This is a genomic window from Thalassotalea sediminis, from assembly GCF_030295915.1.
In the GTDB taxonomy this organism is placed as follows: Bacteria; Pseudomonadota; Gammaproteobacteria; order Enterobacterales; family Alteromonadaceae; genus Thalassotalea_C; species Thalassotalea_C sediminis.
Genome location: NZ_AP027361.1, coordinates 111,574 through 127,190, shown reverse-complemented (window position 1 = coordinate 127,190; position 15,617 = coordinate 111,574). Strand labels below are relative to the sequence as shown.

At 39.0% G+C, this 15,617-nt stretch carries 9 protein-coding genes; all 9 read right to left on the bottom strand.

Features of this window, described 5'->3' with window-relative positions:
- Window positions 1-87: 87 nt before the first annotated feature.
- The 9 genes from QUE09_RS00550 to QUE09_RS00510 all read right to left on the bottom strand — a co-directional run bounded on the left by QUE09_RS00550 (window position 88) and on the right by QUE09_RS00510 (window position 15,493).
- A complete protein-coding gene (locus tag QUE09_RS00550) occupies window positions 88-1,185 on the bottom strand; it encodes an acyltransferase family protein (RefSeq protein WP_286234277.1) in 1,098 nt (365 codons plus the stop codon).
- A gap of 106 nt (window positions 1,186-1,291) precedes the next feature.
- Window positions 1,292-3,376 carry an ATP-dependent DNA helicase RecG gene (gene recG, locus QUE09_RS00545; RefSeq protein ID WP_434017481.1) on the bottom strand — a complete coding sequence of 695 codons (2,085 nt, stop codon included), beginning with the start codon at window positions 3,374-3,376 and terminating at the stop codon, window positions 1,292-1,294.
- 33 nt (window positions 3,377-3,409) lie between these two features.
- Complete coding sequence (gene trmH / locus QUE09_RS00540; protein ID WP_286234275.1) at window positions 3,410-4,117, bottom strand: tRNA (guanosine(18)-2'-O)-methyltransferase TrmH; 708 nt, start codon at window positions 4,115-4,117, stop codon at window positions 3,410-3,412.
- A gap of 32 nt (window positions 4,118-4,149) precedes the next feature.
- Window positions 4,150-4,542 carry a RidA family protein gene (locus QUE09_RS00535; protein ID WP_286235851.1) on the bottom strand — a complete coding sequence of 131 codons (393 nt, stop codon included), beginning with the start codon at window positions 4,540-4,542 and terminating at the stop codon, window positions 4,150-4,152.
- Window positions 4,543-4,556: 14 nt separating this feature from the next.
- Window positions 4,557-6,665: a bifunctional GTP diphosphokinase/guanosine-3',5'-bis pyrophosphate 3'-pyrophosphohydrolase gene (gene spoT, locus QUE09_RS00530; RefSeq protein ID WP_286234274.1), complete on the bottom strand. Its 2,109-nt coding sequence runs from the start codon at window positions 6,663-6,665 to the stop codon at window positions 4,557-4,559.
- A gap of 174 nt (window positions 6,666-6,839) precedes the next feature.
- Entirely contained in the window at window positions 6,840-7,121 is a 282-nt protein-coding gene (rpoZ, locus tag QUE09_RS00525; RefSeq protein ID WP_286234273.1) for a DNA-directed RNA polymerase subunit omega, read from the bottom strand.
- Window positions 7,122-7,177: 56 nt separating this feature from the next.
- On the bottom strand, window positions 7,178-7,807 hold the full coding sequence (gmk, locus tag QUE09_RS00520; protein ID WP_286234272.1) for a guanylate kinase: 630 nt from the start codon (window positions 7,805-7,807) through the stop codon (window positions 7,178-7,180).
- 63 nt (window positions 7,808-7,870) lie between these two features.
- Window positions 7,871-8,818: a GGDEF domain-containing response regulator gene (locus QUE09_RS00515; RefSeq protein ID WP_286234271.1), complete on the bottom strand. Its 948-nt coding sequence runs from the start codon at window positions 8,816-8,818 to the stop codon at window positions 7,871-7,873.
- 6 nt (window positions 8,819-8,824) lie between these two features.
- Window positions 8,825-15,493: an ATP-binding hybrid sensor histidine kinase/response regulator gene (locus QUE09_RS00510; RefSeq protein ID WP_286234270.1), complete on the bottom strand. Its 6,669-nt coding sequence runs from the start codon at window positions 15,491-15,493 to the stop codon at window positions 8,825-8,827.
- Window positions 15,494-15,617: the final 124 nt, after the last annotated feature.

The window sequence follows — 15,617 nt, the reverse complement described above, 5'->3', positions numbered from 1 at the left end:
CAAGCTAATAGTGGCTCTAGTTTAGCGCAGTTTGCACGAATAATTAACTAGCTAAATCAATTAAGGTCTGAATAAATCGACCAGTTGCTAACCTGCTTGATAATCAGCAGTTTTACGCGTATTCGTTAACCATCTACGTTTTAAAAAAGAAGATAAGCGTTTGCCCAGTTTTACTTCTATTAATTGATGCACTATCCACGCAACTATAGCCATTACAATAATCGTTACTGCCACCAAGCTAGCAATATTACGTTCAGTGCCAAAATAGTTGAACGTCATGTAACCTAAATGTTGGTGCACTAAATATATTGGGTAAGTCAAAATGCCTAAGTAGTAACACCACGCTTTACGCAGCGGGTTCTCTTTAAATAAGGATGTCACCATAAACAAGGCAAAAAAAGCACTATTTATCAATGCAATTATAGTGGAATCAAATGTAATCCCGAACCACTGGCTCATAAGGTCACCAAATAACGTTGATTGCTTAATAATATAAAAATAGGCAAGTGCCATGAGCAAAGCACGGTATAGATTCACCCCATCTCTGCGCACCAAGTAAAAGATACAACCTGCGGCAAAATAACCACTCCAATGAGGAAACATGGCGGTAAACATATTAATATTGGCAGCCCAAGGAAAATATAGCGCGCCAGTTGATGCAACGAGTACAAGTGCCATTAAATGCTGAAAGTGCTTCATTGCACCAACAGCTAAAATAATGAGCATGAATAGATAAAACTTTAATTCAATATACAATGTCCAATACGCACCGTCGATTGGTTTATAGTTCATCGCTTCATTCACCATGGTTGCATTGGCCCAGAACTGGGGCCAGGTAACAGAAAACACTGCTCCACCAAAATAAACAGTCACAATACTGGTGAGTATTAATGCCGCCCAATAGGCAGGATATAATCGTACAAAGCGAGAAATTAGAAATTTTTTCACGCTACCATCAGCAACACTCATAAAAATAACAAAGCCAGAAATCACGAAAAAGAAGTTAATCCCCATATAAAAATAACGGGTGATTTCTCGTATTTCAGGAAAATTTGCAATAGGTGCGTAGCCTTCCATAAATGCGGTGTAGGTATAGTGAAAGATAACCACACCAATGGCCGCTAAAAAACGATACAAATCAATTTCATAAAAGCGGGGGGTATTATCATGTTGTTTATTACGCATATGGCGGGCTCTACAACTTCTCACGTATGTTAACTATTATTAAATATAATCAATAGCATACCGTAAATAGCATTAATTTAGTTAACTAAAATGTAACCGATAGTAATCACGCGTTAGAGTAGTGTTCTCTGCTTCCTAGCCAGCGTTCAATTAATGCCAATGCTTTATCGGGTGAATGTTGCCATAGTTGATATGCATGCTGTTGTACTTGCGGAATCAGCTCTGCATCCCTGACGAGATCCGCTATTTTTAGGTCTGCTAGGCCCGTTTGCTTAGTGCCTAGTAGCTCACCAGGCCCCCTTATTTCTAAATCTTTTTGCGCTATAACGAATCCATCATTACTCTCTCGAAGCACAGCTAGTCGTTTAGTGGCTGTTTTTGATAACGGACTCTTATACATCAATACACAATGAGAAGCGATAGAGCCACGACCTACTCGGCCTCGCAATTGGTGTAATTGAGCTAATCCTAAACGTTCTGGGTTTTCAATGACCATCAAGCTGGCATTGGGTACATCTACACCTACTTCAATCACTGTTGTTGCAACGAGCAAATTTAACTCACCGGCTTTGAACGCTTCCATTACATCCTGTTTCTCTTGCGCTTTCATGCGCCCATGCACTAGCCCAACGCTAAGCTCAGGTAAGTGCTGTTGAATATAAAGTGCCGTATCTTCAGCCGCTTGACATTGTAATACCTCAGACTCTTCAATCAGAGTACATACCCAGTATGCTTGCCGATTCTCATTGATACATGCTTGATGTATACGGGTGATTACGTCATCTCGTCTACTGTCTGGTAACGCAACCGTCGTAATCGGGGTTCTTCCCGGTGGTAATTCATCTATTATCGACGTATCTAAGTCAGCATAAGCAGTCATTGCCAACGTTCTTGGAATTGGTGTCGCCGTCATAATTAATTGATGTGGATAATTACCGTCAAATGCTCCTTTTTCACGAAGTGATAAACGTTGATGAACACCAAAGCGATGCTGTTCATCAATAATGATCAACGCGAGTTTATGAAATATAACGTCATCTTGAAAAAGGGCATGGGTGCCTACAATCATTTGCGCATTACCCGATGCGATATGTGCTAATGCTTCGCGACGCGCTTTAGCCTTTGTTTTACCTGCAAGCCAACTCACGGTAATATCGAGCGGATGAAACCACTTCTGAAAATTAATCGCATGTTGCTCTGCCAGTATCTCTGTAGGTGCCATTAGCGCAACTTGAAAACCTTGACCAATTGCAGTTAAAGCAGCTAAAGCGGCAACTAACGTTTTACCAGAACCGACATCACCTTGAACAAGCCTCATCATTGGATGTGCTTTAAATAAGTCCTCACGGGTTTCTGAAACCACGCGCGCCTGCGCATTGGTCGGTTTAAACGGCAATGTTGATAAAAACTTGTCCTCTAAAGCGCGATCAACCGTTAAAGACACCGCCTGATGCTTATCAACTGACTGTCTAAGTTTAAGCATACTTAAGTTGTGCGCTAATAACTCTTCTTTAATCAAACGCAGCTGTGCTGGATGTTTGCCTTCCTCCAATTGTACAACAGAGGTATCAGGTGTCGGACGATGAATAAAGCTAATCGCTTCTTTAAGGGAGTATGGTTCATGAATAAAGTCATCAGGAATAATCTCTTCAATCACGCCTCGTTGCAAACGAATTAATGCCTGTTCACTCAAATTACGCAGGGTAATTTGTCTTAAACCATCTGTAGTCGGGTAAACAGGTGTTAACGTCTCCTCAACCGCCGTAGGGAGGGTATCTTGTTCAAGAAATTTATACTCCGGATGGATAATTTCTAACCCTCGCCCGCCACGAGTCATTTCACCGTAGCAACGAATTTCCTTTCCCACCACCAAATTATGCTTTTGTGCTGCGGTAAAGTGAAAAAAACGTAAGTTAATGCCACCCGTGCCATCATTAACCGACACAACTAGCATTCGACGTTTACCTTGTACGATCTGACTATTGGTTATTTCACCAATTACATTAGTGAAAATACCGGGCAAACAATCACGAATCGCGGTAATACGAGTTCTATCTTCATAGCGGTTAGGTAAGTGAAAAAGTAAATCTTGAATAGAGTGAATACCAATTTTGGCGAGTTTTTCCGCCATACTTGGGCCAACCCCTTTTAACGACGACACCGCAACACGAGCGAGGTTACCTAGTCCCATTGCGGATGTTGTCATTAAATATCCTTTTTATGTTTAATTATCGAGTTCTTGCCATGCTTCTTGCGTCATTTGCATTTGTTGCCACCATGCGTCTGACGCTACAATTTGCCCCTCATCATCAATTTGAGGATAAGGTAAGCCTTTGCGTTGGCACGCTTGCGCAAAAATAGGATGACCGCCTTCAAATAAAAAGCGCTGACGACGTTCATAGGAAATACGTGCAACGTCATACATACCAGCAGCCTTACGCTGCCGTTGTGCTTCATATAGTACAACAGCATTAGCTACAGAAACATTCAATGATTGCACCATACCGACCATTGGAATGACAATATCCTGATCTGCCATTGCTAACGCCTGCTCAGACGCTCCAAACTTCTCTTGACCAAGAATTATGGCTGTTGGCTGGGTATAATCTATCTCTCGAAAGTCAATCGATGTATCAGATAAGTTTGTCACAAGCACTTGCATATTTTGTGCTTTTAAAGCGTTAATTGCGTCTTTCGTGTCCGTATAATTATGAACATCAACCCAATTTTGACTGCCTGCTGCACTGCCGCCTGAAACCCGCATGCGTTCATTTTTCCACACCGCATGTACATCGCTAATACCTATAGCGTCAGCGGTTCTTACTACCGCAGCAAGATTGTGCGTTTTATGCACACCTTCCATGCAAACCGTAAGGTCTGGTTGGCGCATATCTAACATTGCGTTAATTCTTTGTAACCGTTCCGGCGTCATTTTCTTTTACACGTCTCATTAAAAAATAAAAATTAATCAACATTTGGCAATTCGAGAATACCATCAATTTCAATTGCCACATCTTTAGGTAAACGCGCAACTTGCACTGCGGCTCTGGCAGGATAAGGTTGTGAAAAATACTCAGCCATAATTTCATTTACAGTTGAAAATTGTGATAAATCCATTAAAAAAATATTCACTTTTACCATATCATTTAACGTACCACCGGCGGCTTCACAAACTGCTGCCAAATTCTTAAATACTTGGTGTGCTTGTTGAGAAAAGTCGTCAGATATGACTTCCATAGACTCTGGTACTAGTGGAATTTGCCCAGATAAATACACAGTGTTTTTAATTTTAACCGCTTGACTATATGTACCAATTGCACTTGGTGCATTTTCAGTCCTAATAATTGATTTCATAATTTTCCTTCACGTGGTTATTTGTTACGTACAACTTTTTGTACATCAACCATTACTTTAATTTTTCTAAGAATATCGGCTAAGTGAATACGATCTCGACACGTCAACTCCAAATCAATAACATAAAGGCCCGTATCTTTTTCACCAGAATTCATGGTATGTACATTCGAATCACACTTAGCAACAACATTGGTTAATTTTGCTAAAGCACCTTGGTGATTAATAATTTCAATACGTAATTTAGCAATAAAATCACGATCAATTTCCGAATCCCATTTTACCGGAAATAAATGTTGCTCCTGCGTACCTTTGATATTTCTACAGCCAGCTTGATGTACCATTAAACCCTTTCCTGGACTTAAGTACGCCATAATATTATCACCAGGAATAGGTCGACAACATTTTCCGTAGTTAACCAACATCCCTTCGGTGCCCTTAATAGGCATTTTTGTTTTGCTTGTTGGTGTGTTTAAGTCGCTATCTTCAGTAAATTCATCAGTTAGTCTACGTGCGATACCGATACTTAGCGCATTACCTAAACCAATATTTATCAATAAATCATCAAAACTTTCATTACTTGTTTCTTGCAATACTTGCTGAATTTTTTCTTGCGGTATGTCTTCGAGTTTAACTTTACCTAACGCATGACTTAATAAACGTTTGCCAAGCGTGTGCGAATGATTTTTCTCTTGTGAACGCAAGTAAGTTCGAATTTGTAACCGCGCTTTTGCCGTGACAACAAAGTTAAGCCACGTGGCATTTGGATGAGCCGCAGGAGAAGTAACAATTTCAATCGTCTGGCCTGAATCAATTGGTTGACTCAAAGGGTAAGGCTTACGATCTACCTTGGCTCCTACGCACGAATTGCCAACATCAGTATGCACGGCATAGGCGAAATCAACAGGCGTAGCGCCCATGGGTAGCTCGATAATGCGCCCATCTGGAGTAAACACGTAAATTTCTTCGGGGAACAAGTCTGTTTTTACATTTTCGATAAACTCAAATGAGCTTCCTGCACTTTGTTGTAATTCTAACAAGCTTTGCATCCAACGGCGGGCCTTCATTTGCGCCGTAGTACCACCGTCGTCTCCGTCCTGCTTATATAACCAATGCGCGGCTACACCTTTGTCGGCCATTTGATCCATGTCTTTGGTTCTAATTTGTATTTCAACAGGAATACCATGAGGCCCTACGAGTGAGGTATGTAGTGATTGATAACCATTGGTTTTGGGTATTGCGATGTAGTCTTTAAAACGACTTTCAATAGGCTTAAAGAGGTTATGCACTGCACCTAAAGCGCGATAACACTCATCAAGTTTATTATCAACAATGACTCGGAATGCATAGATATCCATGACTTCATTAAACATTAACTCTTTGTTTTTCATTTTTCGATAAATAGAAAACAAGTGTTTTTCACGGCCTATCACTTCAGCACTAATACCATGTTCAGCTAGACGTTGTGCAACTTCTTCGCGAATATTATTAATTATTTCTTTACGATTACCACGCGCCTTTTTTACTTCCGATTTTAAAGCACGAGAACGCATAGGATATAGCGCTTCAAATCCAAGTACTTCAAGTTCATTTTTAATATCATGGATACCAAGACGATTTGCGATTGGTGCGTAAATATCAAGTGTTTCTCTGGCAATGCGACGACGTTTATCAGGCCGTAAGGCATCTAAAGTCCGCATATTGTGGGTGCGATCTGCAAGCTTTATTAAAATAACACGAATATCTTGCGTCATGGCAAGCACCATTTTACGGAAGTTTTCCGCCTGCATTTCTTCCTTATTATCAAATTTAAGCTTGTCTAGCTTACTCACACCCTCGACAAGTTCCGCAACAGTGTGGCCAAATAGTTCAGCGAGCTCATCTTTCGTTACAGGTGTATCTTCGATCACATCATGCAGCAATGCAGCCATTAGCGTTTCGTGATCTAAATGCATTTTTGCAAGGTTATGTGCTACTGCAACCGGATGTGTTATATACGGTTCACCGCTTGATCGCATCTGTCCTTCATGTGCATCACGCGCCACAATGTATGCTTGTTTTAACAAATCAATTTGTACTTTCGACAAGTAACTCGATACATACTCTTTTAGCGGTTCAAAAAGGTACACTCAATACTTCCTTCATGCAGTTAAAAAGATAAATAAAATTTGGCGGTTAATCTTAAACATTAGAATACGTTGATTTTAGTCGATTGCCAATCAATTACCCCAGTTCAGAAACGAAAAACGCGCAATCATGGTAAGCACAATTGCGCGTTGCTAACAGTCTTTTGTTCTGACAGGTTATTGTTGGTTTTGACCACCAACAATTGCTGCTACAGCCGCTAATTCAGCAGATTCTTGTTGCACAGCTTCATGACGTTCATTTTCATCCATCACGTCTGTTGTGATCAAGCCTTCCTCAATTTCGCGAAGTGCTAATACTGTAGGCTTGTCATTTTCTAACTCAACCAAAGGTTCTTTACCCCCAGTAGCGATTTGACGAGCACGACGAGTCGCAATAAGTACTAAGTCAAAACGGTTACCGACTTGTTCTACGGCATCTTCAACGGTTACGCGAGCCATTTGGTCACTCCAGAATTTAATAAATTTACAAAATAGCGGGACATTTTACTAAATGCTTAATCGTTAGCCAATAGCTGTTCGAATAAAAGTTTATAATTTTCGACTTGTTGGCTACGTTTTAACCGCTGATTATTAACAATTGTTGTTAAATCTTGCAACGCTTGGTCAAAGTCGTCATTAATAATAATGTAGTCAAACTCTTGATAATGCGAACATTCTGACTGAGCTTGTGCCATACGTTCAGTAATAACTTCATCACTATCTTGTCCTCGACCACGTAATCTTTTTTCCAGTTCTTTTTTTGATGGAGGACCAATAAAAATAGTTGTCACATCTGGTTTTTTCATGCGAACTTGCTGTGCGCCTTGCCAATCAATGTCTAGAAACACATCTATGCCTTTGTCTAATTGCGCATCTATAGCGACAGCAGAGGTGCCATAGTAATTACCGAAAACTTCTGCCCATTCGTAAAAATGTTTATTTTCGATCTGTTGCTTAAATGCATCGACAGAAACAAAATGATAATGCTGACCATCTACTTCACCTGGTCGAGGTGAACGCGTTGTATGTGATACTGACACCTGCATTGGTCGAACACTTTCTTGTTTTAATAAAGCTGAAATCAAACTTGATTTTCCAGCCCCGCTTGGCGCAGACAGGATGAATAAATTGCCTTTGGCAGCCATGAATATCTCTCTTCTATTACTCTTAAGGCGAACTATACCGCAAAGCGTAGATTCTGGGAATTATTATGCCGGTATTCGTATATAGTGCACAGCATTTCGGGTGGTGTTTTTCACCTGATACAATTGTTCATCGGCAATTGATAGCAACTGCTCGACAGAATAATCTTCATTCGCCAGTATTTCTACTGCACCAATACTGGCAGTCAAAATTGATGATGTAATAGAAGCTTGATGTTGTATTTCGAGCGCAGATACCGACTCCAAGCATTGTGCTAAAATCGTTTCTGCGTCCATATTTTTTTCAATAGGAATATAAAAGTAGAACTCTTCTCCACCACATCGGTAAATTGCACCACCATGATCAAACAAGACTCGACGGATCGCATTAGCCACCTTACGCAACACAATATCGCCTTGTTGATGACCATAAGCATCATTGTATTTTTTAAAAAAATCGATATCGACAATACCTAATACCATTTTTTTACAGTTCGCTTTAGCAAAGTTCCACTGATTAGCGCTATCTTCCTGCCACTTTCGTCGATTGGGAAGCTCGGTCAAGCTATCAATATTTGCTAGCGATTCTAGTAACTTGCGCTGGCGTATAATTTCCATATGCGTATTAACACGAACACGAACTATGCCATAATTGAACGGCTTTTGAATGTAATCACACGCCCCTAAGACGAGACCTTTTTCTTCATCGGCAGCACTTTGCAACCCCGTTATAAAGATAACCGGAATATTATTCAGTATAGGTTGTTGTTTTAATTGTTCATATAATTCAAAACCATTAAGCTCAGGCATAACCACATCAAGCAATATCAAGTCAGGCATGATGTCTTCGATCATACTCATTGCTTTCTTTGGTTGTTTGCAGACCACCACTTTATAGGTATCTTTAAAAATCGAGGCGAGTATTTTTAAGTTTGCACTTTCATCATCAATACATAGTAGCGTAAATTGTTTATCCGATGCTCGCCTATTTGTATAGGAATCCTGCTCCCCCATAAGGCATTATCCCTCATTTTGACTTAACGAAAACTCAAACGCTTCAATAAGAGGCAGTGCTTGTTGGAATTCAAAATCAGCGATTAAGTGATGAAATGTTTTTACCTCTTGATAAACAGTAGTATTGTTTGCCAAAGTTAGCAATTGTTGAGAAGTATCTTCAGCCATAATATCCGCAGCACTTACCAAAGGTATAAGTTTTGACGTCAGTGCCATCGCTTCTTTTTTATCAATGATTTCATCGCCAAGCGTCTCTTCTTTATAGTGATAAATTCGGTTAAGTTGGGCGATCAAAAAATCAAGCTGCGTCGTTACTTCATTAAGCTTCAAATCAACATGTGAACCTTGCTCTTTCACTTCAGCCTCAAGTGACAAAGCAGAATTAGACAATTCAAACGCGCCAATATACTGTGCAGTTGATTTAAGAGAGTGCGCAGCACGATAAAGCTCTTCTTTTGCATCTTCGCGATAGAGTGCATAAAGAACATCAGACAACGATTGATATTTATGCCAAAAATCATGAACGAGTTGTAAGTATAACGTTTGCTTTCCTTGCACTTTGTCTAAAGCGGAATCGACATTGAGCGAGGTGTGGTCTCTCAACGTTTGTAATTGAACAAGCTCCTGTGTGATTTTTTTAGCGTCAGGATCACTATTAATATCAATTGGTTCTGTAATCAAGCGATTAGTAAGCAAGTACTTACATAGCGCCTCATATAGTATTTCAGGTTCAATTGGTTTAGTTAAATGATGATTCATACCGGCGATAACACTTTTCTCTACATCTCCTTCCATCGCGTGTGCCGTCATCGCAATAATCGGAAGGTCATGTATTTTTAGGGTATTTCTTATTTCCATTGTTGCCGTTAAACCATCCATTTCAGGCATTTGAATATCCATTAATACAATATCGAAGGATTGTTTTGCGAGTATTTCTAACGCGATAACGCCGTTTTCTGCACAGGTGATCTTTATCCCTGTATCTGACAAAAACTCAATAGCAACTTGTTGATTTATCATATTATCTTCTACAAGTAGCACGTGAAAACGACTTAAATCTGGAATAATAATATTGTGTTCTTCCTCTACAGTAACCATTCGCTCATTATCTTGGTTTAATGTTTCTACAAGCGTATCGATAAGCAACGACTGATTTACTGGTTTTTCTAAAAACTTTTCAATAATATGGTGATCAGCTAATTGCTTGGCTTCATCTTTGTCATAAGCAGACACCATCAATATGTGTGGTAATTTACCGGTAATTTGCTGATGAATTTGACTAGCTGCTTCAATACCGTCCATTACCGGCATTTTCCAGTCCATAAACACTAAATCATAAGGTTCGTCATTCTTATCTGCCGCTAATACTGCAGTCAATGCTTCCTTACCATTCGTAACACCATCCGCATGAATACCAGCGTGCGCCAAAGCGCTAAGAATCACATTTCTTGCGATCTGAATATCATCAGCAACTAATACTTTCAACGCAGAAAAATTTTGTAGTTCAATGTGACATCGCTCAATACTCTCATTCGAATCTGCCGCAAATTTCGCCGTAAAATAAAAAGTAGACCCCTCATTTAATTTACTTTCTAACCAAATTTCGCCTTCCATTAGCTCTGTTAGTTGTTTACTAATTGCTAATCCTAGGCCTGTCCCTCCATATTTCCGTGTTACTGAGCTATCCGCCTGAGAAAAAGACTGAAAGAGATTGTTTTGGTGCTCTTCTGACATACCAATACCAGTGTCATGTACAGCAAAAGCGAGCTGACAGTGTTCATCATCACGGTGTAGCAGCTTAACGTTGATATGAATTGTGCCTTTATTGGTGAATTTAACCGCATTATTTGCCAAATTAACAATGACTTGTTGTAGCCTTAATGGGTCCCCAATCAAGGTATTAGGAATATCTCTCGCCGTATCAACAACTAGTTCCAAACCTTTTTCATGCACTTTATAGGTACAAACATTGATAACTCGTTGTAAGATTTCATGCAGCGAAAAAGGCACTTTTTCTAAGGTTAGTTTTTGGGCCTCAATTTTAGAAAAATCAAGAATATCATTGATTAACCCTAACAAAGATCGGGATGAGTCTTGTATTTTAGTTAGATAATCATGCTGCACTGGCGTTAAGTCTGTACGCAGTGCAAGCTGACTTAGACCGATTACAGCATTCATAGGAGTACGGATTTCATGGCTCATGTTTGCTAAAAAATCTGATTTAGCTTGATTAGCGTGCTCCGCTTTAACCTTTTCCGCAGCCAGTTCTTTCGTTCGCTCTTGGATCTCTTGCTCAAGGTTTTTATTGTATGAGACGACTTGTTGGTAGAGCTTAGCGTTATCAAATGAAATGGCCGTTTGATTGGCCAATAGTTGTAAAACATTTACTCTCTCTGCGCTAAAAACATTATCAACATCCAAATGTTCTAAATAAACAACACCTCTAAGATCGCCTTTAACAATACTGGGTAAACACAAAATAGACTTGGCTTGATGGTGTTGAAAGTAATTATCATGCGAAAACTGCTGATGATCAGAGGAAACAATCTGTGGTTTTAACGTTCGAGAAACATAATTAATTAAACTCAATGGTAATTGCACATTTTCGCGCATCGTACCATCAATCGAAACTGAAATTTCTGTGTTTAGCACCCCATCAGAGACTAACAATAAACTGCCTCGCTGAGCACCGGCATTTTCCATAATGATAACCATCATTCGATGTAAAAAAGCACGTAAGTCAATTTCACCACTCAATGTTTCTGAAGCCTTCAATACCGATGCAAAATCTAGCTCGTAATTAGTCGTTGCAACAGAAGGCTTAATAGCGATTATTTCATCATTTTTATCTTGAATATCACCCACTAAGTACGTTGTTGAGAGTTTTTTAGCTTTATTGTTGGCTCCCCAATCTAAATAACTCTGATAAGCCTGATGGTAATAATCTTTTGCCATTGAAGCTTTTTGCTGGCGTTGCCAATAATGACCAGCTAGCTCTTGTGCTAATGCTTGGTGCTCTATAAAGCCATTGTTCGTCGCAAAATCAATTGCCTGTTGATATAAATGCCAAGCATGACTTTCATTATTTAGCGCCGCAAGCTCAGCTGCCACTAATTTCACTTTATGGTGATGATTTTCAGGTGCGTGCTGTGCCCATAAGGTTAACTGTTTTTGGAGCTCATTTATTTTAATAAGCAAAGCGTCTTTTTCAGTGCTATTTATCCTTGCTTGTTCAACAAGCACCAAGGCAGCATAAAATGAAAATTCAGTAAAATTGTATAATGAAAGTGCAGCATTCATTAACGGTTCGGCTTGTTGAAAATGATTCAGGGCACCTTTGTGTTCAGAAAACATAAAAGCCAATTTCATTTTGACTAAATGAAAACTAAACTGGATTGTCACATTCTTTGTTTCGATTAATGTGGGTAATTCTGTATCTTCATTGAAAGCTTTACCCTTCAATTTTGTTGGCGCAACGGTGGGCTCCCGCAGATTTAACAAAAATTGATGCCATAGCTGAATAAAAGTGAAATGGTAAGATTGTTTATTTTCTTTTACCGTCGGCAAAATAGATTTATATGCCGACCTCACAGTTTGTAGCGACGTACCGCTAAACAACAAATGCTTACAGTAAAATAACGCTGAATGGAACGCATATTCTATATTGCCAACTTCTAATCCTCGGTAAAAATTGTCTTGTAGTGGCTTTAACGACGCTGATATTGGTGCACTCCAATGCTCAATAGAAACATGCTTTACAAATTCTACTTCTACATTCAGGTGGTCTGATGGAAATTTGTCGATACATTGTGACGCTAGATCAGCATATGCTTTTCCGCGTGAAAATTGAGAAAAAGCGCCGCAAAGTAAAAGTCCATGAGTCACGAATACTTTACTACTGCCAGTACTTAACCCTTCCGTCAAACATAACGACAAACTCGTATACGCTACGCGCATATAATCTAACGGACTTAGCAAATAAGCCGGTGTTTGAATAGCATTCAAAATTTCCAATGCCATTAAGTAGCGGGGCTCAATCATTGGCGGTAAATGAATAAGCTCAACAATTTTTTCGGGGGGGGATTGTTCATCTAACGCCAAATATTTTATCGCGATATTCTCGCTATCAGTTAATTTTACGTTTAACGTTTCTAATGTTGTTACACCGAGTTGATAGGCTTCAACCATATTGCTTTGTGCAATTAATGACAATACTTGTGTACGCGCAAGATAGCCTTGTTCTATATCACCTTTTATGTGTTGAATCGCAGTTTCAAAACGCTGATTACCTTGTTCAAAATCTAAGTTTAAATAACATGCTTTGGCCACCGCAAGTGCAATATCGACACTTTGTCGATAATACGTTTGCCAATGGTCCTTAGGTAAGTACGACTCTGCTTGCTCCAAGTAATACATAGCGTCAGCGCTCGCGTTACTTTCCAAAGCTTTTTTTGCCGCAGATAAATTACTCTCTACTAATAAAAGAAAGCTGCCTTGCTCAACATACAAACTAGATGAGGCATTTATATGTTCGATATATTTGAAAACTGCATTAGGATCATGCGTTAAAAAGTATTGGGATAATCTAAAGTGTATGTTTATTTTACTTAGTGGTCGATTTAATTGATAAGCCGCTTGTTGAACTTTGTCATGTATAAACCGTAAAGAGTCTATCTCTGCATTTTCTGTACGACTTTCAAAAGCAATTAAAAACCCTTCTTCAACAAGGACCGTTATTGCCTCTCTAAGTGTTTCTTTATCGCGATCTAGCGCATAGCAAAGTACCGCTAACTTGGCATTGGTTCCAATACACGCCGCGGTATGTAATACATCTTGTTGTAGGTTACTAAGGCGTCGAATACGACTCGCCATGAGCTCAACAACATTATCGGTAACACTTATTCGCTTTATATCATCAACACGACATTGCCAATGACCTAGCTCATTTTGATACAAAAAGTTTTTATCAATTAATGATTTAATAAATTCCTTAATGAAAAATGGGTTGCCTTGCGTTTTATCAATCAAGGTTTCAGCCAAACCATGTAACGTCTTTTTATCACTACCTAAAGATGCTTCTAAAAAAGCAATAACGGCGTCAAACGCTAACGGTTGTATATGTTGATGGCTATGAAACGCAGAGGTACTATCAACAGCATTGAGTAGATTAGTTAACGGGTGTGCTTGCGAGACTTCATTGTCGCGATAGGAAATGATGATATGAATATGACCAAGTTCTGTTTGCTCCAAAACATGTTCTAGTAACTTCAAGGTAGCAAGATCAGCCCACTGTACATCATCAATAAACAGGGCTATCGTTTTATTCGTTGAACCTAACGCTTTTAAAAAAGCAATAAATACTTGATTAAACCTTGTCTTTTCTTCACTAGGTGCCAATGAAGTAACAACAGGTTGTTGCCCAATGATCAAAGCTAACTCTGGAATTAAATCAATAATAATTTGACCATTATTTCCTAATGCCTTCAGCAATAAACCGCGCCATTTCAATAACGACGTATTGCTTTCACCTAGCAGTTGCTCAACCCAATCTTTTAACGCCATTATCAGCGCATAATAAGCCGTGCTGTTCTGATACTGTTCGAATTTACCTAGCACAAAATAATCTTCTTCAGCAACAACACTTTGCTGGAGTTCTTTTATTAGCCTTGATTTTCCTATGCCGGCATATCCACAAATAATACTTAATTGACAATGCCCATGCGTTTTTACCGTTTGATAACCATTCAGTAAAACCTTTAATTCCTGATCTCGGCCAAACAATTTATCTGAAAAGTAAAGTTGGTTGTCGTTATCTTTTTGTGCAAGCTTAAAAGAGCTTACTTTGCCTTGCTCCTGACACTGCAACAAACAACGCTGTAAATCACTCATCAATCCATTAGCAGAGCGATAGCGCGATTCAGGGTTTTTATGCAATAATTTTTCGATGATAGCCGCGACTACATCAGGTATGTCATTGTTTAATTCATTGACTTTAGGGGGCGCTTTAGCAATATGTGCATGAATCATTTCCATGTCATCATCGTAAGCGAACGGAAACACATCACTAAACAACCGAAAATAACAAACACCTAACGAATATAAATCTGCGAAGCGTTGTACTGGCCGGTCGATTCTACCGGTAACTTCTGGTGCGATTGTCTTCAATCGCTGACTATCAAAAGTAACTCGTTTGGATTTTTTGTGGATAGCAGCTATCGAACTAGCATAGCTTAAATCGATAATAAAACATTGAAATGTGTTTGTATCAACGAGGATACTGTACGGCGATAGGTTATTAACAATTATTTTTTTATCATGAATATTACTGACTAACCGAGCAAGGTTAGTAGCAACAGTTAACTTTTGTTCTAAAGAGAGCGATGCTTCTTCACATAACGTTAATAATGTAACCCAACTCTCTTGATAAGGATAAATACAATAACAAGCATTTTGATCTTGTTGTTGCTTTTGTACAGACACAACGTTTGAAAGCTTTAATTTCTCCGCCAATTTTTCACGTTCTAAGAATTGCGATGCAGAAAGAGCTCCTTCATCTTTAATAATTTGCTTTATTAGTACTGTTCTTTGTTTGGTATCTTTGGCGAGATACACTTGAATAACGTCTGAAATGCTAAACAAGTGGCTCATTATTTCATAGCCTTGAAGTGCAATCATTTGAGCTGTACATCCTTTTCCATTCACTTATAGTTATAAGCGTTAAGTCAAATAAATTCAATGCAATAACAAGATATTATCTAGGCCATCAATTAATTTCCTACGATATTTTTCGATAGAAAAC